22 protein-coding genes are annotated in these 23,697 nt (G+C 60.0%); 11 read left to right on the forward strand and 11 right to left on the reverse strand.

The features are described 5' to 3' along the window. Positions 1 to 126 precede the first annotated feature (126 nt). Both rihB and AC6I7J_RS10060 read left to right on the forward strand, forming a co-directional pair. Complete coding sequence (gene rihB / locus AC6I7J_RS10055; protein ID WP_498005547.1) at positions 127 to 1,059, forward strand: ribosylpyrimidine nucleosidase; 933 nt, start codon at positions 127 to 129, stop codon at positions 1,057 to 1,059. An 83-nt stretch (positions 1,060 to 1,142) separates the two neighbouring features. Next, positions 1,143 to 2,393: a NupC/NupG family nucleoside CNT transporter gene (locus tag AC6I7J_RS10060; RefSeq protein WP_088515899.1), complete on the forward strand. Its 1,251-nt coding sequence runs from the start codon at positions 1,143 to 1,145 to the stop codon at positions 2,391 to 2,393. A 15-nt stretch (positions 2,394 to 2,408) separates the two neighbouring features. Here AC6I7J_RS10060 and AC6I7J_RS10065 read toward each other — a convergent pair whose 3' ends face one another. The 5 genes from AC6I7J_RS10065 to AC6I7J_RS10085 form a co-directional block, all read right to left on the reverse strand. Continuing rightward, positions 2,409 to 3,272 (reverse strand): DeoR/GlpR family DNA-binding transcription regulator, encoded by an 864-nt coding sequence (locus AC6I7J_RS10065; protein WP_021506045.1) that lies wholly within the window; start codon positions 3,270 to 3,272, stop codon positions 2,409 to 2,411. Positions 3,273 to 3,400: 128 nt separating this feature from the next. Continuing rightward, the gene (locus AC6I7J_RS10070) at positions 3,401 to 4,348 is read right to left on the reverse strand and encodes a D-ribose ABC transporter substrate-binding protein (RefSeq protein WP_058758551.1); all 948 of its coding nucleotides are present in this window, start codon (positions 4,346 to 4,348) and stop codon (positions 3,401 to 3,403) included. Between the two features lie 74 nt (positions 4,349 to 4,422). Beyond that, on the reverse strand, positions 4,423 to 5,478 hold the full coding sequence (locus tag AC6I7J_RS10075) for an ABC transporter permease (protein WP_058758647.1): 1,056 nt from the start codon (positions 5,476 to 5,478) through the stop codon (positions 4,423 to 4,425). A gap of 22 nt (positions 5,479 to 5,500) precedes the next feature. Continuing rightward, positions 5,501 to 7,039 carry a sugar ABC transporter ATP-binding protein gene (locus AC6I7J_RS10080; RefSeq protein WP_021506048.1) on the reverse strand — a complete coding sequence of 513 codons (1,539 nt, stop codon included), beginning with the start codon at positions 7,037 to 7,039 and terminating at the stop codon, positions 5,501 to 5,503. Continuing rightward, the gene (locus tag AC6I7J_RS10085) at positions 7,036 to 7,689 is read right to left on the reverse strand and encodes a DUF2291 domain-containing protein (protein ID WP_498005549.1); all 654 of its coding nucleotides are present in this window, start codon (positions 7,687 to 7,689) and stop codon (positions 7,036 to 7,038) included. Before AC6I7J_RS10085 ends, AC6I7J_RS10080 begins: the two co-directional genes overlap by 4 nt. A gap of 432 nt (positions 7,690 to 8,121) precedes the next feature. Between AC6I7J_RS10085 and AC6I7J_RS10090 the strand changes: the two genes are divergently transcribed. The 4 genes from AC6I7J_RS10090 to AC6I7J_RS10105 all read left to right on the forward strand — a co-directional run bounded on the left by AC6I7J_RS10090 (position 8,122) and on the right by AC6I7J_RS10105 (position 13,176). Further along, a complete protein-coding gene (locus AC6I7J_RS10090; RefSeq protein WP_021506050.1) occupies positions 8,122 to 9,678 on the forward strand; it encodes an FGGY-family carbohydrate kinase in 1,557 nt (518 codons plus the stop codon). 3 nt (positions 9,679 to 9,681) lie between these two features. Next, entirely contained in the window at positions 9,682 to 11,211 is a 1,530-nt protein-coding gene (locus tag AC6I7J_RS10095; RefSeq protein WP_211726185.1) for a glycerol-3-phosphate dehydrogenase, read from the forward strand. Between the two features lie 10 nt (positions 11,212 to 11,221). Then, positions 11,222 to 12,157, forward strand: coding sequence for a sugar phosphate isomerase/epimerase family protein (locus AC6I7J_RS10100; protein ID WP_058774686.1), 936 nt, complete (start codon positions 11,222 to 11,224; stop codon positions 12,155 to 12,157). A gap of 62 nt (positions 12,158 to 12,219) precedes the next feature. Next, positions 12,220 to 13,176, forward strand: a complete 957-nt coding sequence (locus tag AC6I7J_RS10105) for a sugar-binding transcriptional regulator (protein WP_215480312.1) — start codon at positions 12,220 to 12,222, stop codon at positions 13,174 to 13,176. A 31-nt stretch (positions 13,177 to 13,207) separates the two neighbouring features. Here AC6I7J_RS10105 and AC6I7J_RS10110 read toward each other — a convergent pair whose 3' ends face one another. From AC6I7J_RS10110 to ampC, 5 genes are all read right to left on the reverse strand, one after another. After that, a complete protein-coding gene (locus tag AC6I7J_RS10110; protein ID WP_247653123.1) occupies positions 13,208 to 13,903 on the reverse strand; it encodes a class I SAM-dependent methyltransferase in 696 nt (231 codons plus the stop codon). Positions 13,904 to 14,013: 110 nt separating this feature from the next. Beyond that, the gene (locus AC6I7J_RS10115; RefSeq protein ID WP_021506055.1) at positions 14,014 to 14,754 is read right to left on the reverse strand and encodes a DeoR/GlpR family DNA-binding transcription regulator; all 741 of its coding nucleotides are present in this window, start codon (positions 14,752 to 14,754) and stop codon (positions 14,014 to 14,016) included. Positions 14,755 to 14,795: 41 nt separating this feature from the next. After that, complete coding sequence (locus tag AC6I7J_RS10120) at positions 14,796 to 16,058, reverse strand: DUF1479 domain-containing protein (RefSeq protein ID WP_498005553.1); 1,263 nt, start codon at positions 16,056 to 16,058, stop codon at positions 14,796 to 14,798. A 234-nt stretch (positions 16,059 to 16,292) separates the two neighbouring features. Further along, a complete protein-coding gene (locus tag AC6I7J_RS10125) occupies positions 16,293 to 16,742 on the reverse strand; it encodes a GNAT family N-acetyltransferase (protein WP_021506057.1) in 450 nt (149 codons plus the stop codon). After that, on the reverse strand, positions 16,739 to 17,869 hold the full coding sequence (gene ampC / locus AC6I7J_RS10130; RefSeq protein WP_058774688.1) for a class C beta-lactamase: 1,131 nt from the start codon (positions 17,867 to 17,869) through the stop codon (positions 16,739 to 16,741). The genes AC6I7J_RS10125 and ampC overlap by 4 nt, the downstream gene beginning before the upstream one ends. A gap of 184 nt (positions 17,870 to 18,053) precedes the next feature. Between ampC and AC6I7J_RS10135 the strand changes: the two genes are divergently transcribed. From AC6I7J_RS10135 to AC6I7J_RS10155, 5 genes are all read left to right on the forward strand, one after another. Then, positions 18,054 to 19,808 carry a glycerol-3-phosphate dehydrogenase/oxidase gene (locus tag AC6I7J_RS10135; protein ID WP_498005555.1) on the forward strand — a complete coding sequence of 585 codons (1,755 nt, stop codon included), beginning with the start codon at positions 18,054 to 18,056 and terminating at the stop codon, positions 19,806 to 19,808. Continuing rightward, a complete protein-coding gene (locus AC6I7J_RS10140; protein ID WP_021506060.1) occupies positions 19,792 to 20,631 on the forward strand; it encodes a class I fructose-bisphosphate aldolase in 840 nt (279 codons plus the stop codon). The genes AC6I7J_RS10135 and AC6I7J_RS10140 overlap by 17 nt, the downstream gene beginning before the upstream one ends. A gap of 58 nt (positions 20,632 to 20,689) precedes the next feature. Beyond that, the gene (locus tag AC6I7J_RS10145; protein ID WP_498005557.1) at positions 20,690 to 22,177 is read left to right on the forward strand and encodes an FGGY-family carbohydrate kinase; all 1,488 of its coding nucleotides are present in this window, start codon (positions 20,690 to 20,692) and stop codon (positions 22,175 to 22,177) included. Positions 22,178 to 22,272: 95 nt separating this feature from the next. Beyond that, on the forward strand, positions 22,273 to 22,755 hold the full coding sequence (locus AC6I7J_RS10150; RefSeq protein WP_498005559.1) for an Xre family toxin-antitoxin system antitoxin: 483 nt from the start codon (positions 22,273 to 22,275) through the stop codon (positions 22,753 to 22,755). Further along, positions 22,755 to 23,261: an RES family NAD+ phosphorylase gene (locus AC6I7J_RS10155; protein ID WP_031279110.1), complete on the forward strand. Its 507-nt coding sequence runs from the start codon at positions 22,755 to 22,757 to the stop codon at positions 23,259 to 23,261. Before AC6I7J_RS10150 ends, AC6I7J_RS10155 begins: the two co-directional genes overlap by 1 nt. A 5-nt stretch (positions 23,262 to 23,266) precedes the next feature. On the opposite strand, the gene AC6I7J_RS10160 is transcribed toward AC6I7J_RS10155, so the two are convergent. Beyond that, on the reverse strand, positions 23,267 to 23,509 hold the full coding sequence (locus tag AC6I7J_RS10160) for a hypothetical protein (protein ID WP_369974293.1): 243 nt from the start codon (positions 23,507 to 23,509) through the stop codon (positions 23,267 to 23,269). Positions 23,510 to 23,697 lie beyond the last annotated feature (188 nt).

Consider the following 23,697-nt stretch of genomic DNA (forward strand, 5'->3'; position numbering starts at 1 on the left):
CCACTATGAGATTTCTCATACTCTGGCGTGTCACGCCGCTGCTAAGGTGAAGGCCTCTACCCTACCGCACCGGAAAATTTCTGCAATGAAATTAAGGTGATAAATAAAGAAGCTGAGGAGTAAACCATGACAGCACGTAAAATTATTCTGGACTGTGATCCCGGTCATGATGATGCCATCGCCATCATGCTGGCCACGAAACATCCTTCGATTGAACTGCTCGGCATCAGTATCGTGGCAGGCAATCAAATTCTGGACAAAACGCTGGTCAACGGCCTGAACGTTTGCCAGATGCTGAATATTGACACGCCAGTTTATGCCGGCATGCCGCAGCCGATTATGCGCCAGCAGATCGTCGCCGATAATATTCACGGCGAAACCGGTCTTGACGGCCCGGTGTTCGGCCCGCTGACGCGTAAGGCGGAAACAAAGCACGCGGTGAACTTTATTATCGATACGCTGATGAACAGCGACGGGGATATCACGCTGGTGCCGGTCGGCCCGCTCACTAATATTGCAGTAGCGATGCGCATGCAGCCGAAAATCATTCCTAAAATCCGTGAAATTGTGCTGATGGGCGGCGCTTACGGCACCGGTAATTTTACCCCGTCGGCGGAGTTTAATATTTTTGCCGACCCGGAAGCCGCGCGCGTGGTATTTACCGCCGGCGCCCCGCTGGTGATGATGGGCCTCGACTTAACGCACCAGACGGTGTGCACGCCGGACATCATTACCCGCATGGAAAAGGCTGGCGGCCCTGCCGGCAAGCTGTTCAGCGATATGATGAATTTTACGCTGAAAACCCAGCACGACAATTACGGTCTGGCGGGCGGCCCGGTGCATGACGCCACCTGCGTCGCCTATCTGATTAATCCGGATGCCTTCAACGTTCAGCCGATGTTTGTCGAAATCGATGTCAACAGCGGTCCCTGCTATGGCCGCACGGTGTGTGATGCGCTGGGTGTGCTGGGGAAACCGGCAAACACCAAAGTGGGCATCACGCTGGATACCGCCTGGTTCTGGGATTTAGTCGAAGACTGCGTGCGCAGGTACCGCTAATCCTTTAACCCCACAATATGGGCAGAAAGTGGTCGCCCATACCGCTATGCAACCTCACCAGGCTGACATCAGGAAATATCATGATGGATATAATGAGAAGTGTTCTGGGTATGGTGGTATTACTGGCGATCGCGTTTCTGCTGTCAGTAAATAAAAAACACATCAGTCTGCGCACCACCGGTGCCGCGTTACTGATTCAGATTGCCCTCGGCGGCGCGATCCTCTATTTGCCGCCGGGCAAATGGCTGGCGGAAAAAGTCGCCAGCGGCGTGCATCAGGCGCTGGCTTACAGTGATGCGGGCAGCGCGTTTCTATTTGGCGCGCTGGCCGGACCACAAATGGACAAGGTGTTTAACGGCGCCGGCTTTGTGTTTGCTTTTCACGTTCTGCCGGCCATCATCTTTATCACCGCGCTGGTTAGCGTGCTCTACTATATTGGCGTGATGGGCGCCATCATTCGCCTGCTGGGCGGCATCTTTCAGCGCGCGCTTAATATCAGTAAGATCGAATCCTTCGTGGCGGTCACCACCATTTTCCTCGGCCAGAATGAGATCCCGGCCATCGTCAAACCCTTCGTCAACCGTCTCAATCGCAACGAACTGTTCACCGCCATCTGCAGCGGCATGGCTTCAATAGCCGGTTCCACTATGCTCGGCTATGCCGGGCTGGGGGTACCGATTGAATATCTGCTGGCCGCCTCGCTGATGGCCATTCCCGGCGGCATTCTGTTCGCCCGCCTGCTCAGTCCGGCAACGGAAGCGTCGCAGGTGACTTTTACCCACCTGTCGTTTAGCGACACGCCGGCACGCAGCCTGATTGAAGCCGCCGCCAGCGGAGCGATTACCGGGATGAAAATAGCCGCCGGTCTGGCGACGGTGGTGATGGCGTTTGTCGGTATCATCGCGATGCTCAACGGCATACTCGGCGGCATCGGCGGCTGGTTTGGTCACGGCGACATCAGCCTGCAGGGAATACTCGGCTTCGCGCTGGCCCCGCTGGCGTGGCTGATGGGCGTGGCGTGGCACGATGCAGCGCTGGCGGGCAGTTTGATAGGTCAGAAACTGGTGGTGAACGAGTTTGTTGCCTACATCAGCTTTTCACCTTATCTGCATCAGGCGGGCGCGCTCGACGGCAAAACCATCGCCATCGTCTCGTTCGCCCTGTGCGGCTTTGCTAACTTTGGTTCGATTGGCGTGGTGGTCGGCGCCTTTTCTGCCGTCGCACCAGAGCGCACCCCGGAAATCGCGCGGCTGGGCCTGCGCGCGCTGATCGCCGCAACGCTCTCCAATCTGATGAGCGCCACCATCGCCGGCTTCTTCATCGGCCTTGGCTAAGGCGCAAACCGGGCATTACGCCTCTGTGCGTCCCTGCCCGGTTTTCATCGGTGCCACCACCACATTCACCCCCAGCTCCTGCAGGCGACGTAGCACCGGCACCGGCGTGCCCTGATTGACGATCACCACATCAAACTCGCTCAGGTGGGCAAAGCGATGCAGCGCGCGCCGCTCAAACTTGGTGTTATCCATCATCAGGATGCGCTTCTGCGCCGCCTCGAACATCGCGCGCTTAGTCTCCACAGTCTCGGCCGACTGATGAAACACCGCATCATCAATAATCGCCGACATGCTGACAAAAAACACATCGGCGCGCAGGCTGGCGATTTCGTCTCGCGTCATGCGTCCCATAAAGGCGTTACACCAGTGATGAAACTGGCCGCCGAGACCCATCAGAGTGATATCGCGACCGTTACGTAATTCATTCATTAACGTCAGCGAGTTGGTGATCACCGTGAGCGGCGCTTTGGCCGGCAGCAGCCGCGCCATCTGCAGCACGGTGGTGGAATCATCCAGAAACAGCGCCTGGCCGGGTTCAAGGTACCCAGCGGCCACTTCGGCAATCGCCTGCTTCTCTTCCAGCTGGCGCGTGGCACGGTAGAGATCGCTGGATTCCACCAGGCTGGTTGGTGTGGCAGAGACCACGCCGCGTGATTTATGCAGCAGCCCGCGCTCAACCATCTCATCAATATCGCGATGGGCGGTCATCAGGCTGATCCCGAAGCGCTCAGTAATATCTTCGATACGCACCGCGCCTTCGGCCATCACGGCTTCGGCTATGAGCTGGCGTCGTGCCAGCTGACGCGCCTGACGGCTGTCGCCCGGTAAGGTTTCATTCAGGAAGTGACCAGCGGAGGTCTCTTGCGGGTTATGCGCCATGTTTCGTCCGGAAAGTGAAGCGGAAATGCAGTTTCGGCTTTGATTACAGCGCGTAAACGTTTCTTTTGCAAATCAGGCGCGCAGCAGGCAACCGATGACGGCCAAAATGCCGCCATCGGTAATCTGACTTACTGCTTCAGGACAAACGGCGAAACGAAATCACCGGCGTTGTCTTTGGTGATCAGAATACAGTCAAACAGCTGCTTCTCCTGTGCTACACCGGTTTTGCCGGTTTTGAGGAAAGTGTCCGCCTGCTCTACCGCCTTCTGTGCGAACTGCGCTACCGGCTGCATCACGGTATACGCCAGCGTACCGGCTTTAACCGCGTCGACCGCATCCGGTGAACCGTCGAACCCACCCACTTTCACCTGACTGAGTTTGCCGGCTTCCTTCAGCGCAGCGATAGCACCCAGCGCCATCTCATCGTTACCGCTGATCACCCCTTTGATGTTCGGATTAGCCTGCAGCAGTGACTGCATTTTATTGAAGCCCTGGGTGCGATCCCAGTTCGCCACTTCCTGGCCGACTTTCTTCAGCGTCGGGTACTGAGACAGCACGGTATCGAAACCGTTGGCGCGCGTGGCGGCGTTGTTATCCGACGGCGGTCCCACCAGCTCGACATAGCTGGCGCTGTCACCCACCTGCTTCACCCACTCCATCGCGCCTACTGCCGCGCCCTGTGCGTTATTCGACACCAGCTGCGCTTTAGCCAGCCCGCTCTGGTTCAGTTCGGCATTGATCACAAACACCGGAATATTGGCGGCAATCGCTTTCTTTACCGAGCCAATCGAGCCGTCGGCGTTAGCCGGATCGAGAATGATCGCCTTCGATTTATTGGTGATCGCCGTATCAATCAGCTGGCTTTCTGTGTTGGTATCCCCTTTGTGCGCGCTGACTTTGGCACTGTAGCCCAGCTTCTCCGCCGCCTTCTGCGCGACCTGGCCCTCAGTCAGCCAGTATGGATTGGAGGGATCGTTGACGATGATGGTCATCAGGCCGTTGTTGGCCCAGCTGGGTAAGGCAAAGGTGGAGATGGCCATCGCGGCGGCGGCGATAAACAGACGTTTAGTGAACATAGGTGCTCCGTTATTATTAGGGTACAGGTTTGTTTTACGGTTACTCGCGCGCCAGCCGGCCAGCGCGCACAGGGTTAGCGACCGCGCCGGCCGTATTGCAGGGTGTTGAGCAATACCGCCAGCACAATCACGGCGCCAGTGAACACCGTCTGCCAGTAGGCAGAAACGCCGATAATCACTAAGCCATCAGAGAGAAAGCCAATCACGAACGCGCCCAGCAGCGTGCCGCGCACGTTACCGCGCCCTCCGGTCAGCGCCGCACCGCCAATCACCACCGCAGCAATGGCGGTCAGCTCGTAGGTGGTGCCTGCTGTCGGACCGGCGGAGGTCAGCTGCGAAGAGAGCACCAGCCCGGCCATCGCCGCGCAGATACCCGACAGCACGTAGACGCTGATTTTGATGCGTTTTACCGGCACGCCGGAGAGATCGGCGGCGCGCTCGTTACCGCCCGAGGCATACAGCCAGCGGCCAAACGCCGAGCGACTCAGCAGGAAACCGCACGCCAGCGCCACTGCGCCGAGCACCAGCACGCCGACCGGGATGTTGAACAGGCGGTTAAAACCGAGCCAGTCAAAACCGGTATTGCCCAGCGCTTCGCTGCCAGAAAGTTTGTTGTAGGTCAGACCGTTGGTGATCAGCAGCGCGATACCGCGCGCCACATACATGGTGCCGAGCGTGGCGACAAACGCCGGTACGCGAAAAATCGCTATTAGTACGCCGTTGACCAGTCCCACCAGCGCACCCAGCACCAGCGTCAGAATTGCCACCGCCCACACCGGCAGATAGAGCACCACGCCGAGCGCTTCAAGGTTGATGCCCTGCATCATAAAGCCGGCCATCACGCCAGCCAGTCCCAGCGTCGAGCCGACTGACAAATCAATCCCGCCGTTGAGGATCACCAGCAGCATACCGATCGCCGGCAAACCGAAGATGGCCACATGGGACGCCATGGTGAGGAAGTTCGCGCCGGTAAAGTAGTTGGGCGAAAGCAGGGAGAAAGTGGCGATAATCACCAGCAGCGCGATAAAGGCACGCCCTTCCAGCAGCAGCCGCGCCAGATTGAGGCGCTTGCCGCTGGCCGGTTTCGCCACCCGCGGTGCGCTATCCAGCGTTTGGGTTCTGTCAGTCATACCGTTTGCTCCGTTTTTCATGTCATGCCACCAGAGACTCGCCCGAAGCGGCCATAATGCGTTCTTTGCTCACGCTGGCGTCGAAGATGGCCGAGATGCGCCCTTTGCTCATCACCACGATGCGGTGCGCGATACTCAGGCACTCGCCCACTTCTGAGGTGGTGTAAACCACCGCCAGCCCTTTGCTGGCGTTCTCCGCCAGCAGACGAAACACTTCGGCTTTGGCACCGATATCGATGCCGCGGCTCGGTTCATCCAGCAGAATCACTTTGGGTCGGGTGGCGAGCATTTTGCCGATCACCACCTTTTGCTGATTGCCGCCGGACAGGGAACCGATAGCCGCCTCACCGCCGGCAGTCTTGACCGTCACGTTACGAATGCTGTCACTAATCAGCTGTTTCTCCCGTCGCGTTGACAGCACCAGTCCGCGCACAAACTCGCTGATGCTGGCCAGCGACAGGTTCTCGCCCACCGTCATGGTCTGCACCAGCCCGTCGCGCTGACGATCCTCCGGGACCAGCGCCAGCCCCATTTTGATGCGCTGCGACAGCGACAGCGCGGAGATCTCGGTATCCTGCAGCAGGATGTGCCCGCTGCTCTGCTTCAGCCGTCCGGCGAGACACTCCAGCAGCTCGGTGCGCCCCGCGCCCATCAGGCCATAAATGCAGACAATCTCGCCGGCCTGCACCGTCAGCGACAGCTGATCCACCAGCCGGATGCCGGTTTTGCTTTTCACGGTTAACGCCTGCACCGTCAGCGCGTCACCGCCGAAGGCATAGCCGCCGGGCGGTGAACCGAGGTCGAAGTGCTCTCCCACCATGTTGCGCACGATCCACTCGAGGTCGATCTCGTCGCGCCGGGCGTAGGCGGTCATCACGCCGTCACGCAGTACCACTGCGCGATCGGTGATCTCCAGAGCTTCCTCCAGATGGTGTGAGATATACACAATCGCCACGCCCTGACTGGTCAGATCTCGGATGACCTGAAACAGCACCGCCACTTCCGCCGCGCTGAGCGCCGAGGTCGGTTCATCCATGATCAGGATTTGTGAATTCACCGACAGCGCGCGGGCGATCTCCACAATCTGCTGCTGCCCGAGACGCAGGTTCTCCACCGGCGTCAGCGGATCAATCTCCTCCTCCAGCGCCGCCATCAGATGGCGGGTCAGCCGCGCCTCTTCGGCGTAATCCACCCCGCCGGGCCGCATGATTTCGCGCCCCATAAAAATGTTGTCGCGCACGTTCATGTTGGGCGCGAGATTCAGCTCCTGATGAATAATCGAGATACCACAGTCGCGCGCCTCGGTGGCCGAACGGAACACCTTTGCTTCGCCGTTTAACAGAATTTCCCCGGATGTTGGCGTAATCACGCCAGAAAGAATTTTCATCAGCGTCGATTTACCGGCGCCGTTTTCACCGAACAGCGTGGTGACTTCGCCGCGGCGGATTTCAAAATTGACGCCTTTCAGCGCATGGGTGGAGCCATACACTTTGCTGACGTTGCGCGCCTGCAGAATCACTTCTCCTTTCAGCAGCGCCGGATTGACGTTGAACGGTTTCATTGCACCTCCACGCGCACCGGCGTAATCAGCCAGTTGGTCGGGCTGAGCAGACGGAACACGCCGACCACCTGCACGGTTTTGCCCGGCAGCGCGTCGCGGTCCAGTTTCTCCAGCACCGCCGCTTTCATGGCACGGTTAATCGCCGCCCCGGCGTTCTGGTATTCGATCTGATTAGTAAAATCACCAAACTGAATTTTGCCGCTGGCATCACGCAGATCGGTGCCGGTAATCGCCGGGCCGGTTTGCAACCGCAGCTGCGTGCCCGCCGGCAGACCGGCGACCTGTAACGGGAAAACACCCATCTGCCCCGGCTGCACCACGCCCTGCAGTTTGACCGGCAGCACCGGCAGCGGCGAGCCGACACCGTATCTGGCCACCGCCTGCTGCCGATCGCTGTTCAGTGCGGCCGCCAGCATGGCGGCATCCACCGCGCGCGCTTCGACATCCTGCTGGATACCGGGAAAGGTTTTCTGCCCGTAGCTGTCTGCGGAGAAGCCCTGCTGACGCGCGTCGTCCGCCGAACCGATGCGCACCACTTTGGTATCCAGCGCCATGGCGGCTACCAGCGCCACGATCACCACGCCGCTGAGCGTGTAGCGCCGCCGACGTTTGCGTGCCAGCTGCTGCGTTAAGATTGAGACCTCGGACATAACGTGACCTCTCAGGGTGAACAGCGACGATATTCATCGCCGTGCAATGTTATAAATGTGATAACTTGTGTGATGAGAATTGTGCTGTTGTGACTAAATTGTCAACAGGTGGCGCGCAATTTTTCGCACAGCGCGATCTGGATCGCTTATTTGCCTGCAATCACCCCAAATCCGTTTAAAAACCCATTTAATACAATCATTAAAAACCTTTCACAGTGTGCAGGTGCATCCGCAATCCCCGCTGATTTTGTGATCGAACTCGCCATCCGGTGTGAAATTTATTCTTTTTTGGGAAAAATAATACATCAGATATGTTATCTCCATGAGAAGTGGTGTAAGACAGTATTTAGCAAAATCATCACAGCTCATTAACAAGGCTGCGGATAAACCAAACAGGGGTTCCCGCTCCGGGAGCAGCGAACGGAGGTGTATGTGGAGAGTGGCGATATCATTCTGGGTCTGGATTCCGGCACCTCGGTGGTTAAAGCGGTGGCGTTTGATCTGGAAGGTAACCAGCTGGCGTGCGCGTCGGCGCGCAATCGCTATTACCGCAGCGCAGGCGGTGCCGCCCAGCAGTCAATGACGCAAACCTGGCAAGATGCGGTCAGTGCGATTCACAAGCTCGGCGATCGGGTGGAGAATCTGGCGGCGCGCGTGGTGGCCGTGGCGGTGACCGCCCAGGGCGACGGCAGCTGGCTGGTCGGTGCTGATAATCAGCCGGTGGACGATGCGTGGATCTGGCTGGATGCCCGCGCCGCCGCCACGGTGGAAAAACTCAATCAGCAGCCGCTGGCCGCCGCACGCTTTCAGGCCACCGGCACCGGTCTTAACACCTGCCAGCAGGGTGCGCAGCTGGCGCACATGGACCAGCACTATCCCGAACTGCTGGCGCGCACCGAAGTGGCATTGCACTGCAAGGACTGGCTCTATCTCAATCTGACCGGTGTGCGCGCCACCGACCCGTCTGAAGCCAGCTTTACCTTTGGCAACTATCGCCACCAGCGCTACGACGATACGGTGATTGACGCGCTGGGGCTTAACCACCGGCGCCACCTGCTGCCGGAGATTATCGACGGCACGCAAATCACCCATGGCCTGACCGCTGACGCCGCCCGGCAAACCGGCCTGCTGGCTGGCACGCCGGTGTGTCTCGGCTATGTCGATATGGCGATGACCGCGCTCGGTGCCGGGGTGCACACCGGTGAAGCCAATACCGCCTGTTCGATTGTCGGCTCAACCGGCGTGCATCTGCGCAGCGTCACCATTGACGAGGTATGGCTCAACCCGGCGCAAACCGGCTACGTGATCCCGCTGCCGTGGCCAGGTTATGTCACTCAGGTACAAACCAACATGGCCTCCACGCTCAATCTCGACTGGCTGCTGAACGTGGCCAGCGATCTGCTGAGCAGCTTTGGTTGTGAAACCGATCATGCGCGGCTGGTGCAGCAGATCGATCGCTGGCTCAACGACGCGCAGCCGGGCACCCTGCTGTTCCATCCTTACATTTCACTGGCCGGTGAACGCGGACCGTTTGTCAACGCCGATGCGCGCGCCAGTTTCACCGGCCTTAACTACCAGCACAACTTTGGCGACCTGGTGCGCGGCGTGATTGAAGGCATCGGCATGGCAGCTCGCGACTGTTATCAGGCGATGGGCGCCACGCTGCCGGGAGAAATTCGCCTTACCGGCGGTGCGGTGCGATCGCAGCCGCTCAGGCAAATCCTTGCCGCCTGTATCGGCGCGCCGGTGCGCATCAGCCAGCGCGAGGAAGCCGGCGCAGCGGGTGCGGCCATGATGGCAGCGGTGGCGATTGGCGCGTATCCGGACATGGCGCAGTGCGTTGAACGCTGGGTGCGCCCGCTGCTGGACGACGCCGAAGCGCCATCGCCTGCGCTGATGCAGCGCTACCAGCAGCTGTTCCCTCAATATCAGCAGATCCGCCGCGATCTTCCTGCCGCCTGGCAGGCATTAAACAGTTTTAAGGAGTAACGCATGAGTGACAACACGTTGGATCTGTTTGTGATCGGCGGTGGCATTAACGGTGCCGGTATCGCGCGCGATGCCGCCGGGCGCGGGCTGTCGGTGATGATGTGTGAAAAGGACGATCTTGCCGCAGGCACCTCCTCGCGCTCCGGTAAACTGGTGCACGGCGGCCTGCGCTATCTGGAGTACTACGAATTCCGCCTGGTGCGCGAGGCGCTGATTGAACGCGAGGTGCTGCTGAACGCGGCGCCGCACATTATCTGGCCGATGCGCTTTGTGCTGCCGCACAGCCCGTCCGATCGCCCGGCGTGGCTGGTGCGGCTGGGGCTATTTCTGTATGACCACCTTGGCGGACGCAAAAAACTGCCGGGCACGCGCGTGCTCGATCTGACGCGCGATCCTGAAGGCGCACCGCTGCTGGACAGCTACCAGAAAGGCTTTGAGTATTCCGATTGCTGGGTGGACGATGCCCGGCTGGTGACGCTCAATGCGCTGGATGCCGCCGAGCGCGGCGCCACCATTCTGCCGCGCACCCGCTGCGTGTCAGCGCAGCGTCTGCCGGGCAAATGGCAGATTACCCTGCAGGATCAGGCCAGCGGCGCGCAGCGCACGGTGTTCGCCCGCGCGCTGGTGAATGCCGCCGGGCCGTGGGTGCTGGATATCGTCAATCAGGTTAGCCACACGCAAAGCCAGCGCAGCGTGCGGCTGGTGAAAGGCTCGCACCTCATCGTGCCGAAATTCTGGGAGGGCCAGCAGGCCTATCTGGTGCAAAACACCGACAAGCGGGTGATTTTTATCAATCCTTATGAGGGTGATAAAGCGTTAATCGGCACCACCGACATTCCCTGGCAGGGCAAAGCGGAAGATGTCAGTGCGGATGATAGTGAGCAGCAGTACCTGATCGACGTGGTGAATCGCTACTTCAAGGTTAAGCTGCGCGCCAGCGATGTGATTACCCGCTTCTCCGGCGTACGGCCGCTGTTTGACGACGGTAAAGGCAATCCCTCGGCGGTGACGCGGGATTATGTGTTCGACCTCGATAATCAACAGGATGCGCCGCTGCTGCACGTGTTCGGCGGCAAAATTACCACGTTCCGCAAGCTGGCCGAGCATGCGCTGCAACAGCTGACGCCGTTTTTCCCCAACATGGGCGCGGACTGGACGCGCAGCGCTACGCTGCCGGGCGGCGAGATCGCCAATGCCGATTTTGACAGCTTCCTGGAGGAGATCAAAACGCGCTGGCCGTGGCTGCCGCAGCCGCTGCGCAAGCACTATGCGCGACTGTACGGTGCGCGTATGAGCACGCTGCTGGGCACCGCCGGTTCGCTGAGCGATCTCGGTGAGCATTTTGGCGGCCAGCTGTATGAGGCCGAGGTACGTTATCTGGTGCAGTACGAATGGGCGCAGCAGCCGGAAGACATTCTCTGGCGTCGCACCAAACATCAGCTGCACCTGAGCGCTGCACAGCGCACCGCGTTCAGCCAGTGGTTCGAACAGACTTTCCATCCTGCCGCGCCGCTGCGCGCCCACGCTGGCTGAGAGGTGCCGCATGCCATTAACGCTTTCGCTAAATACCAATCCGCTGGTGAACCGCTTCGCCGATCCCGGCGATTTAATTCACACCGTGGCGCAGCAGATCCGCATCCGCGATCTGCAGCTAACACATGAATTTATCAATCCCGGCTGGCCTGCTGCCACCCTCACCCACATGACGCGCCGCATGCAGCAGGCGCTGCGTGACACCGGCGTGCGCGTCACCTCCGGCATGACCGGCCCGTATGGCCGCCTCAACCATTTTGGTCATCCGGATGCGGCGGTACGTCGCTACTACATTGACTGGTTCAAAACCTTTGCCGACATCACCGCGGAACTGGGCGGCGTCGCGGTGGGGTCGCAGTTTGCCATCTTCACCCAGCGGGATTTTAACGATGCGGCGCGGCGTGAAGCGCTGATTGCCATCGCCATTGACTGCTGGGCGGAAGTGGCGGAACACGCCAAAGCGGCCGGTCTGCGTTACCTGTTCTGGGAACCGATGAGCGTCGGGCGCGAATTTGGCGAAACCATTCCCGCCTGTATGGCGCTGCAGCAGCGACTGAGCGCGGCACAGTTTGCTCTGCCGATGTGGATGATGGCGGATATCGATCATGGCGATGTCACCTCTGCCGATCCGCGTGACTACGACCCTTACGCGTGGGCTGAAGCGGTGCCGCGCTTTTCGCCCATCATCCATATAAAGCAGAGCATGATGGATAAAGGCGGGCACAGGCCCTTTACATTGCAGTACAATGCCGGCGGTCGCATTCAGCCGCAGCCGCTGCTTGAGGCGCTGGCGCGCGGCGGCGCGCAGGATAACGAGATTTGCCTCGAGCTAAGCTTCAAAGAGCGCGAACCCACCGACAGCAATGTGGTGGCGGAGATTGCCGAAAGCGTGGCGTTCTGGGCCGACCATATTGATACCGGGGTGCAGGATTTGCATCTCGCGTGAGCATGCCGTGCTGAGGGCTTTCGTCAGCCCGCAGCACCCCTCAACCAGACAGGGACAACCCGATGAAATCCGCACCGACTTCCGCTGAACGCGATGACTCTCTGGCCCTGCGGGCGGCCTGGCTGCACTATGTCGGCGGCCTGACGCAGGCTGAAGTAGCCAAACGGCTCGGCCTGCCGTCGGTGAAAACCCATCGGCTGATTGCGCGCATGGTGGCCGAAGGCGCGGTGAAAGTCACCATCGACGGCGCGATTGTCGCCTGCGTGACGCTGGAAGAGCAGTTGCGCAGCCGCTACGGCCTGAACTTTTGTCAGGTGGCACCCGATCTCGGTGAAGAAGGCCTGCCGGTGCGCGCGCTGGGCATGGCCGGTGCCGACTATTTGCGTAATCTGCTGGCCTCCACGCCGGCGATCACGCTGGGTCTCGGCCACGGCCGGACGCTGTCGGCAGCAATTCACCAGCTGGCACGTATCGACGCGCCGCACCTGCGCTTTGTCTCCCTGCTCGGCTGTCTGACGCGCAACTACGCGCTCAATCCGCATGACGTGATGCATCGCATCGCCGAAAAAACCGGTGCGCAGGCCTACATGATGCCGGTACCGTTTTTTGCTAACACCGAAGAGGATCGCGATGTGCTACTGGCGCAGCGTGGTGTCAGCGAAGTATTTAGCATGGCCGCGCACAGTGAAGTGAAGCTGGTGGGCATTGGCACCGTGGAACCGGCCGCCCAGCTGGTGGAAGCCGGGATGATCGATACAGCCGAGATCCGCGCCCTGTCGGAAGCCGGCGCGGTGGGCGAACTGCTGGGGCACTTTTTTGCCGCCGACGGGCAGATGATTCACAACTCGCTGACGGCACGCACACTGTCAGTGCCGCTGGATCTGGCGCAGCGCGCAGAGATCGTGGCGCTGACCGGCGGACCGAGCAAAGTGGCAGCGATCCGCGCGGTGCTGGCCAGCGGACTCGTCACCGGTTTGATCACCGACGAGCTGACGGCGCAGGCACTGCTATCTTATTGAATCGTCAGCTCACCCAACCTTATTAAGCGGTTTAGCGCTTACGCGCGGTCCAGCCATGTATCAGCAGCGACTGAAAGAAACGCTGCGGCGGCGTGAACCCGGCCTGCGCCATCAGCGCTTCGGTCTGGGCAGCAGGCAGCAACAACAGCCGCTGCGTCAGCATCTGCTTCATCTCATCCAGATTTTGCGCCCTGCCGCTGGCGCTCTCATGCATGGTTTTCCAGAACAGCAGTTGTTCATCAAAGCCGGTATCCTGCACATCGCCGGCAATTTCTGCCGTCACTAAGCGTCCGCCCGGTTTCAGCTGCTGCTGCATCTGCTGATAAATACCCGCCCGCTGCGGATGCTGGATAAAATGCGTCACCAGCAGGCAAAGCACCACATCGTAATCGGCGGTAACCGGCACGTCATTAAGGTAGCCCTGATGCAGCTGGCAGCGCGCCCGTATCCCGGCGGCGGTGAGTTTTTCTGTGCAGACCGCCAGCATGTCTGGTGAAGGATCGACACCGGTAAACTGCCATTCCGGGTGCTGCTGCGCCAGCCGGATAATTTCGCTGCCGGTCCCGACGCCCACACACAGCACCCGCGCCTGCGGCGGCGCGTTGTCCAGCACCAGTGAAATTAGCAGATGCAGGTTATCGGCGATTGGCTGATGTTTGCCGTTATACGCGTCGTACTGCCGCGCAAACTCCTCGTTGAAGATATCGTTGGTATTTTGCGTCATCATTGTCCCGATCGATTGTCATCATGTAACTTTATTTATTACATGAATAGTGCGCCGATGCAATCAATGGCTGATCACGCTAAGCCTGAGGGATAGATTGAGCGCAATAAAGGTTAAACCAGACTGAGCAGCAGCGACTGCGCACGCAACTGCTGCTGCCAGCCTGCGGCGAGTTCCGCGTCGGTGATCACCTGCTTAAATGGCTGTAGCGGCGCCAGCGCATAGGGATGAATCTGACCAAATTTGGAGGAGTCAGTCAGCGCGACGGTGTGGGTGGGTTTTTCCATGATGGCGTTCACCACATCGCAGCGCAGCATGTCGCGGCTGGTGAAACCGGTCGCCTCATCCCAGCCGTCAATGCCAATAAACGCCTTATGGAAGTTGAGGTGCTGAATGCACAGCCGCGTTAACGGCCCGACTACCGACTCACTGCTTTTCTGAAACAGCCCGCCGAGAATAATCACATCGCCGCCCTGCTCACGCAGCAGTCCGGCGATGTAATGGCTGACGGTGATGATGGTGATGTCCTGCCGATGGCTGAGCTCTCGCGCCAGCAGCGCATTGGTGCTGCCGCCTTCAATAAACACCGTTTCGCCGGGGTTAACCAGCCCGGCGGCGTACTCCGCCAGGCGTTTTTTCACCGCAAAACGGGTTTGCATGCGCGCGCCGACGTCATCACTTTCCGGTGCCACGGCAGAACCGTGCACGCGGCGCAGAAAGCCACCCTTCTCCAGCAGGTTCAGATCCTGACGCACCGTCACCTCCGAAACGCCGGTGGTTTGCGCCAGTTCATTGACGCTGACGCTGCCGCGCTCGCTGACCAGTTGAATAATGTGCTGATGACGTGCGTTCATAGAGCCTGCTGTAAAAAAGTTTTTGCCCAGCTTAGCAGAAATCACGCTAATCCCAGACTGCGCCGGCCGTTTTCATTCAGATCCTGCGGCGTAAAACGGCCGCGCCAGCTGGCTTCGTAATCCTCTTTGGGGAAATCGCCCGGCGAGACACCGGTCGCCAGCGCCTGCGCCACCTGCTGCGCATAGTCGGCGTTTTTATTGCACATCGGCGCGGCGGGAATGTACATCACGTTGCCCCAGCCCTGCTGATTTTCTACCGGCGCCACCGCATGAATCACGTCGCAGTGCCACCACACCGAATCACCCGCCTGCAGCGCCGGGATCGAACACAGGCCGGCAATTAATTCCGGATGCCAGCGCTCCGATACCGGCAGCACTTTGCCCGGCGCCACGCCGCACAGTTCCTCTTCCGGCACATCCTTCAGTAACGGACGCAGCAGCAGATAAGCCATGGCTTCCGGCACCGGCACCACGTGCAGCAGTCCCTGACCAGGCTGCATGTCGGAGAGCGCGGTCCAGCCCTGGAAAGTGCGGAACACCGAACATTTGGTGGTGGTGCCAGACTGATACTCCTGCACGGCCGTGCGGTGCGCCGCGTCCCACGGATCATACTGATCGAACTGGTTAGAAAAGATCTTGCTGAACACCTGCTGATAGGCCGGCAACAGCCAGCGCTCCAGCGCGCCGGAATCGGTGTGCGCGCCCAGCCCTTTTGAGGTGGTACCCGGCAGCCGGCGCCGGATGCGATCCGGATAGATGATGCTCACGTCCGGATCAAACCAGCGCGTACCGGCGGATTCGAATTTCCACAGGCGATTGAGGAACGCCTGGGTTTGCGCCATGGCCTCGCTCTGGCGGGCCGACATCTGCGCATCGCTCCAGTAAATGGGATAGATCTCCGGCCGCGAGGCGTCGAGGTTGCCAAAGAAGTTGTCACCCGGCCCCTGATAGACACGGTCGAAATCATTGTCGTCGAGGTAGTTGAGCATGTCAGCATCCCACGCCAGCGCCTGCTCACGGCTGAAGGTTTGCTTCACCACCACGCAGCCGCGGCGGCGGATGTGATCTTTGGTCTGTTCGCTGATGCGACCGGCGGCCAGATCCGCGAAGCTGACCTGCGGCCACGCCGTTCCGTACTGCTTCTCTTCGGCGCGCGCGGCCGCGATTTCACTGACAATCTTACTTCTGACCTGCTCAAACAGGCCTTCGACATCGCTAATCTGTGCTCTGAGCGCCTGCTTCATCAGGCGCACATGCTGTTTAAAATCGTCGGGTTGTTGTTCTGAGGTAAAAGTGGTGTTCATCTCGCACTCCGTCTGTTTACGCCTTAGTTTCATTCGAAACACATTACATATTCATTCATAACATCGAGCGAACAAAAAGACAGCACGCAGGCAAAAAATAGCGAGCATGATCACAGTTATTTATCTGAGGGATTTTCGTTTGAAAGGGTTCAGGGAGCGAAACGGTGGGATGAATAACGCAAGCGCGCCTTGATCAGGCACGCGAGGGCCACCCTCCATGGCAGCCCGGGAAAATTATGGCTGATCGAATAAATGACGGTACTGCACAAAGTCGGTTTGTTGCGCCAGCCGATCGTACAGCGCCCGCGCGTGGCTATTAGACGCCTGCGTCAGCCAGTAAACGCGCGAACAGCCGAGCTTCTCTGCCTGTTCATAGACCGCCAGAATCAGCGCCTTGCCGGCGCCCAGACCGCGCGCGGCCTCGCTGACGTAGAGGTCCTGCAAATAGCAGTAGTCGCCCTGGGTCCAGGTTGAGCGATGGGTAAGAAAATGCACCAGCCCAACCATCGCGCCGTCCTGCTCGGCCACCAGACAGTGCATGGGTTCCGCGCGGGACAGCAAGCGGCGGAAGCTCTCGCCGGTGGTGTTATCGTCAATGGTAGTCTGATAAAAGCGCTGATAGCCCTGCCACAGCGCCAGCCACGGCATAAAATCTTCTGCGCGCAGCGCTCTGATGGTGATCATTCGCCCTTCCCGATGTTGCTGATGATTTTTTCCGCAGCCACCACCCGATCGTCATTCGGGAACCACTTATTTGCCAGCATAATCAGCGCAACCCGCTGCGACGGAATAAAGACCGCATAGGTGGCGAATCCGTTAGTGGAGCCGGTTTTGTTATACCACGCCTGCTGCGGCGCAGCCTGCGGCGGCGTAATCAGCGTGGCTTTCATGCCCTTCATGATGCGCGCGCCGCTGTTGCCATCCACCAGCTGCTGCGTAGTCACCGGCAGCGGGTAATATTCCCACATCATCGCCTGAGTAAAAGCGGCCTCGGTGTGGTAATAGCCCTGATGCGTCGCGGCCACCGCCTGTTGCCATGCGGGCGCGACCGGCTGTTGCTGCAGCTGAATGGCCAGCCAGCGAATCAGATCGGCAGAGGTGGATTTCAGGCCATAGGATTCCGCATCCAGCGGGCCTGGCGTCACCCGCACCGGGCGATCCTGCTTGTTATAACCCTGGGCGTAGCGCCCCATCTGCGATGCAGGCACCTGCACATAGCTGTGCGTCATGCCCATCGCCGGCAGCAGCTGCTTTTCCATCGCGCTGATGAATGGCTGATGCAGACTCTTAGCCGCAATCATGCCGAGCATACCGATACCGAGGTTGGAATAAACCCGCACCGTGCCCGGCTGGGCCTCTGGCTGCCACTGTTTGTACCAGCGCATCAGCTCGCGGGTGTTGGTTACGTCATCCGGTACGAACAGCGGCGTGCCGCTGGTGTGCGTCGCCAGATTCAGGAGCGAGACGCGATCAAAAGCGCTGCCTTTCAGTTCCGGCAGCCACTGGCTGGCCGCGTCGCTGAATTTCAGTTTGTTCTGCTGCGCCGCATAGCTGGCTAAGGTGGCGGTAAACGTTTTACTCAGCGAGCCGATTTCAAACAGCGTCTGCTCGTTGATCGGCTGTCCGCTCTCTTTCGATGCCACGCCGTAGTTATAAAATTCGGTTTTGCCGTCGTGCAGAATCGCCACCGCCATACCGGGGATCTGATACTGCTGCATCAGCGGTTTAATGATGCTGTCTGGTGATGTCGTTGCCAGCGCACTGCCGCTGACCAGCAGCGCAAGTGCGCTTAATCGGGCCCATGAAAACATGAAAATTCCTTTTCCTGCAGGTTAACCATGATGTCTGACCGGCAGTATATCGTTACCCCTGCCAGGCTTCCCGACAATTCTCATTGGTAGTGAACAAAATCACATCCTGTATGACCTGATTTGCCGTTTGCTGCGCCCGCTCCTATACCTTTGACAAGTAAGCGTTCATCGCAAGGAGCTGACAATGGAACAGGTTTTGACCCGCGAACAACGGCTTAGCCGCCTGCGCGCGCACAGTTCGCTGCCGGTGCTGATCGTCGGCGGCGGCATCAACGGCATCAGTACTTTTCGTGAGCTGGCATTACAGGGCATTCCTGCGGTGCTGGTGGAGAAAGGTGACTGGTGCCAGGCGGCCAGCGGCGCGCTGTCGCGCATGATTCACGGCGGCCTGCGCTATCTGGAGACCGGCGAGTTTGGCCTGGTGAAGGAGTCGGTGATGGAGCGCGATCGCCTGCTGAAAAACGCCGCGCACTATGTGTTTCCGCTGCGTACCACCGTACCGATCGATAATCTCGGCGGTGGACTGGTTAACGCCACGCGACGTTTCCTGCGCCTGAGCGATAAGCCCACCCGGCGCGGCGCGCTGCTGATCAAAACCGGCCTGAGCCTGTACGACCTCTACACGCGACAGTATGGCGCTATGCCGCGCCACCAGCTGCGTAACGAAGCCGCCACGCGCGATCGCTGGCCTGGCTTCGCGCCCTGGGTGAAATACAGCGCCAGCTACTACGATGCGTGGATCAGCGCGCCGGAGCGACTCGGGTTTGAGCTGATTGAAGATGCGGAACGCGCTTGCCCGGAGGCGCTGGCGCTCAATTATCTGCGGGTGGTCAGCGCTAGCGACGAGACGGTGCTGCTGGAAGATACGCTGAGCGGTGAGCGCTTTAGCCTGCAGCCGCACGTGCTGGTCAATGCCGGCGGCGCGTGGATCGACCAGCTGAATCAGCAGCTGGCCGTGCATTCACCACCCACCAGACTGATAGGCGGCACCAAAGGATCGCACCTGATCCTCGATCATCCCCAGCTGTTACAGATGCTGGACGGTGAAATGGTCTATTTCGAAAACCAGGAAGGCCGGGTGTGCATCATGTTTCCCTGGTTTGGCAAAGTGCTGGTGGGCTCCACCGATATCCGCGTTGATGACCCTGATAGCGTGGTATGCGAAGCCGAAGAGCAGGCTTACATCCTTGAGTCGCTGCGCTTTGTGTTTCCTGACATTGTGGTGCCAGCATCCGCGGTGGTTTACACCTTCTGCGGCGTGCGCCCGCTGCCGGCCAGCGAGGCCAAAGTTAATGGTCAGATTTCGCGTAACCATTCGCTGGTGCTGCTGCCGCCAGACCACGCGCGCGCCTGGAGCACGCTGTGTCTGGTCGGCGGTAAATGGACTACCTTCCGCCGCTTCGGGGAAGAGGCCGCCGACCGCGTGTTGCGCCTGCTGGGAGAAAAGCGTCGCGTCTCCAGCAGCGACCTGCCGATTGGCGGCGGCCGGGATTTTCCGGCGCCGTCCGCCCAGCCCGCCTGGCTCAGTGCGCTGGCGCAGCAATATGACATTCCGCTGGCGCGCGTGACGCAACTGGCGAAACGCTACGGCAGCCGGGCCCTGCCGCTGCTGCAGCAGATTCAGCAGCACGGCGAACAGCCGCTGCAGCATCATGCCGGTTACAGTGCCACCGAACTGCGCTATCTGATTGAGCATGAACAGGTGTGCCAGCTGGAAGATGTGCTGGTGCGCCGCACGTCGCTGGCTATCTGCGGTGAATTAACGCCGCCGCTCATGCAGGAAATTTCGCAGCTGCTGGCCGACTCGCTCGGCTGGCAGGACAGCCAGCGCGCTGAACATCTGCAGCACACCGCAATCAGCCTGGCGCAGCGCCATGGGCTGCACGCGCTCGCATCCGCGTTTTCACAGGAGGAAGTTCAGGATGTCACTCACCCCTAAAGTTCGCCTCAACCGGTTATTTCACCACGGCAAGTGCCTGGATGTGGCGATCGACCATGGCATCGCCAACGAGCCCGATTTTCTGCTGGGGCTGGAAGATATTGAAAGCGTGATGCGCAACCTGATTGCCGCACAGCCGGATGCGATCCAGGTCAATTATGGTCAGGCCGATCTGCTGCAGCGCGTTGCCGGGCGCAAACCGGCGCTGGTGATGCGCACCGACGTCGGCAATGCCTATAACGCGGCGCGCCACCGCGAGATGTGGGCGGTACTGCATAATCCGGAGGCACCGATTCTTGCCGCGCTGCAGATGGATGCCGCCGCGGTGGTGGTCAATCTCTACCAGATCCCGGATGAACCGGGCATTTTTCGCATGTGCGTGGAGAACATTGGCCGCCTGCGCCATGCCTGCGATCGCTATGCCATGCCGCTAATGGTGGAGCCGCTGGTGATGGCCCCCGCCGGCCAGGGCGCGGCGTACGGCTCGCTGGGTGACGTCAGACAAATCGTGCCGCTGGTGCGTCTGGCGCGGGAGCTGGGCGCCGACATCATTAAAGCCGACCCCACGGACAACGTAGAGGATTTCCATCGCGTGGTGGAGGCGGCGCGCTGTCCGACGCTGGTGCGCGGCGGCGGCAAAGGGGAACTGGGCGCGGTGCTGGCGAAAAGCGCCGCGCTGATGGCGCAGGGTGCCAGCGGCATGGTGTATGGCCGCAACGTTTATCAACATGATAATCCATCACGCGTGGTCAGCGCGCTGATGGCGATTATTCATCAGGGTGTCAGCGGCGCGGATGCGCTGGACATCTACCAGCAGGGTTAAGCGTGACCTGCACCGGCGCTTAAGCGGTGCGCCGTCTTCGCCTGAAACGGAGTCGGATATGAGCCAGATTCTCGGCATCGATGCCGGAAACACCATGATCAAAGCGGTACTGTTTGACCTGAGCGGCCGCGTGCTGTCGGTAGCGGAGTGCGCCGGCGAAACGCATCAGCCGCAGGAAGGCTATGCTGAACGGCCAGTTGAAGATATCTGGCGCGGCGTCAGCAGCGCGGTAAGTCGCTGCCTGCAGCAAGCCGGCACGCGCGGCAGCGAAGTGATTGCCGTCGGGGCCGCCGGACACGGCAACGGGTTGTATGCGCTGGATCGTCAGCAGCGCCCGCTGTTTGGCATCCAGTCGATTGATCATCGCGCCAGCGCCACGGTACAGGCGCTGGAATCCAGCGGTGCGGCGCAGCAGATTTACGCGCTGTCGTTGCAAAAACCGTGGCCCGCCGCAACACCGGTGCTGATCGGCTGGATACGTCAGCATCAGCCGGAACGCTGGGCGCAGATCGGCCATCTGCTGTGTGCCAAAGATGTCATCGCCCATTTTCTGTGCGGCAACGTCAGCGCGGACTATTCGGATGCCGCCGGTGCCGGGCTGATTGATTACCGCCAGCGCGGCTACAGTGGCGAATTGCTGGCGCTGTACGGCATCGAAGAGGCGCTCGCCCTGCTGCCACCGCTGCGTGAATCCTGCGAGGTCACCGGCGTGGTCTCGGCCCGGGCGGCACAGCTCACCGGTTTACCGGCCGGCATCCCGGTGGTGGCCGGCATGTTTGACGTGGTTGCCAGCGCGGTCGGCTCGGGCGTAGTGAACTGCGGTGAGGCCTCCATTGTCGCCGGTACCTGGAGCATCAATCAGGTGGTGGTCGACAAACCTGATTATCTGCGCCCGGTGTTTATGAATTCGATCATCGAACACGACCGCTACATGGCGATCGAGGCCAGCGCCACTTCTGCCGCCAATCTTGACTGGTTCCTGCGTGAATTTGATGATGGCCGCGCCGGCCAGGGCGCGGCGCGCAGCAGCGACAGCGTGGCACAGGTCAGGCCTGACGCGCAGTTGCCGCTGTATCACCCTTACCTCTATTCAGGGCGGAAAGCCGAACCCGCCAAAGCCGGCTTTTACGGCCTCGGCGGCTGGCATACGCGCGCTGACATGCTGTTTGCCCTGTTTGAAGGCGTGACCTTTGCCCACCGGGCGCACATTGACCGGCTGCGCGCGGCCGGCATTACGGTCAACCAGGCCACGCTCTCCGGCGGCGCGACACGCAGCAGTGTCTGGCCGCAAATGTTTGCGGATGTGCTGGGGATGCCGATTCGCGTCGCAACCTGCCACGAAACCGGGGCGCTGGGTGCGGCCCTGTGTGCGGGCGTGGGCGTGGGTCAGTGGCCGAATCTGGCTGCCGCCGTGCAGCAGGCGGTTACCCTTGCGCCGGAGGCGCTGCAGCCCCGCGCGGCGCGCTTCGCGTTCCATGACACCCGCTACCGGCTGTTTAAAAAACTTGAGCTGGCGATGAGCGACATCTGGCGCACCGCCAGTTAATGGCGGTGCGGCGTGAACAAACCATGACACCGGCGGGCAAATGCTGTACACTTGATGCATAAAAATGTTCACATGAACATTATCAGGAGGTTGTGATGTCCACCGCATCGGCTTTTAATCCCACCAGCGGATCGCACATCTTTGATCCGTCGCTGATTCAGCACGCCCGCCCCTCTTTTATGGATCAGATGGGGCTGCCGCGTAACCGGCTTAAGGCGCATAAGTTGATCACCGACGGCATGGATGTCGGCATTGTCGAACGCGCCGCCACGATTCTGAAAGCGACGCCGATCGACATCGCGCAAATGGTCTCGATTGACCGTAACACCTACCGGCGCCGCGAGAAGTCCGGATCGCAGCTCTCGGTCGAACAGGGTGCACGCATCTATCAGGTGTTTGAAGTGCTGGATGCGGTGATCCAACTGTTCGCTGGCGATCCGGAAGTGGCGATGCACTGGATGTATCAGCCCGCACTGGCGCTCGACAACGCGCAGCCGATTAACATGCTCAGTACGCCCGCCGGCTGCGATGCGGTGCTGACGCTGATTGGTCGCCTGGAGCACGGAGTGATTGTCTGATGACACGACGGAAGGATCCGGCCGCACCCGTCAGGGTGTTCTATCGTATTGTCAAAGCGGAGTACGCCAGCCAGGCGTTTAACGGTGCTGGCGCAGAAAAATGGGGTGGCCGCTGGAATCCGCCCGGGATGAAAGCGGTTTACCTAAGCAGCTCTAAAGCGCTGGCGACGCTGGAACTGGTGGTGCACGCCGGGAAAACGCTGCTGGAGCAAAGCCGCTTTGTGGTGTTTACCGTGGCGGTACCGGAATCCGACATCATCGCCCTCGACAGCAGTAAACTGCCGGCCGGCTGGGAAAAATATCAGCAGCAGGAGGAGACGCAGGCCATCGGCGCGGCGTTTCTCGATCCGCACAACGGCTTTCCCCTGCTGATGACGGTGCCCAGCATCCTCACCGGCGAAGATAATGCGCTGTTTAACCCCGATCATCCGGGCGCGGCCGCGCTGATTGCCACAGCGACCTCCGCTCCCTTCGCCATAGATCGCCGTATCAAAGACGATCCGTAAACGGTCTAGCGGCACTGGCTGGCACAGTTTTGTACGCAAATCTGCGCCAGCGAGCCACAGCCGCCGCCGTTGTCATTCTTGCACTGCGATTGCTGCACGTAACAGTTCTGCTGACAGGAAGAGACATCACACTTCGCTGCTACCGGCGTGAGCTGCGGCAAATCCCCTTTTCTCTCCGGCTGCCACGGCGTTTGCGCCGCTGCGCTCAGGCTGCCCAGCAGCCATAACATCATTATCCATTTCATCATTCAGTCCTCGCAGGATGGATGTAGAGAGTATGAACGCTGGCCGGATGATTGCCAGCGTGAAACCTTTGGTTCACTTTCCCCCGGGTGATGCCCTGTTAAGGTGCAGCATCTGCGCCCATTGCCGAAGCAGCGCATGACCCAACCAGAATATAAATCATTATTTTCAATACTTTAACTCACTGCCATCC

It is taken from the genome of Type-C symbiont of Plautia stali, from assembly GCF_059730935.1.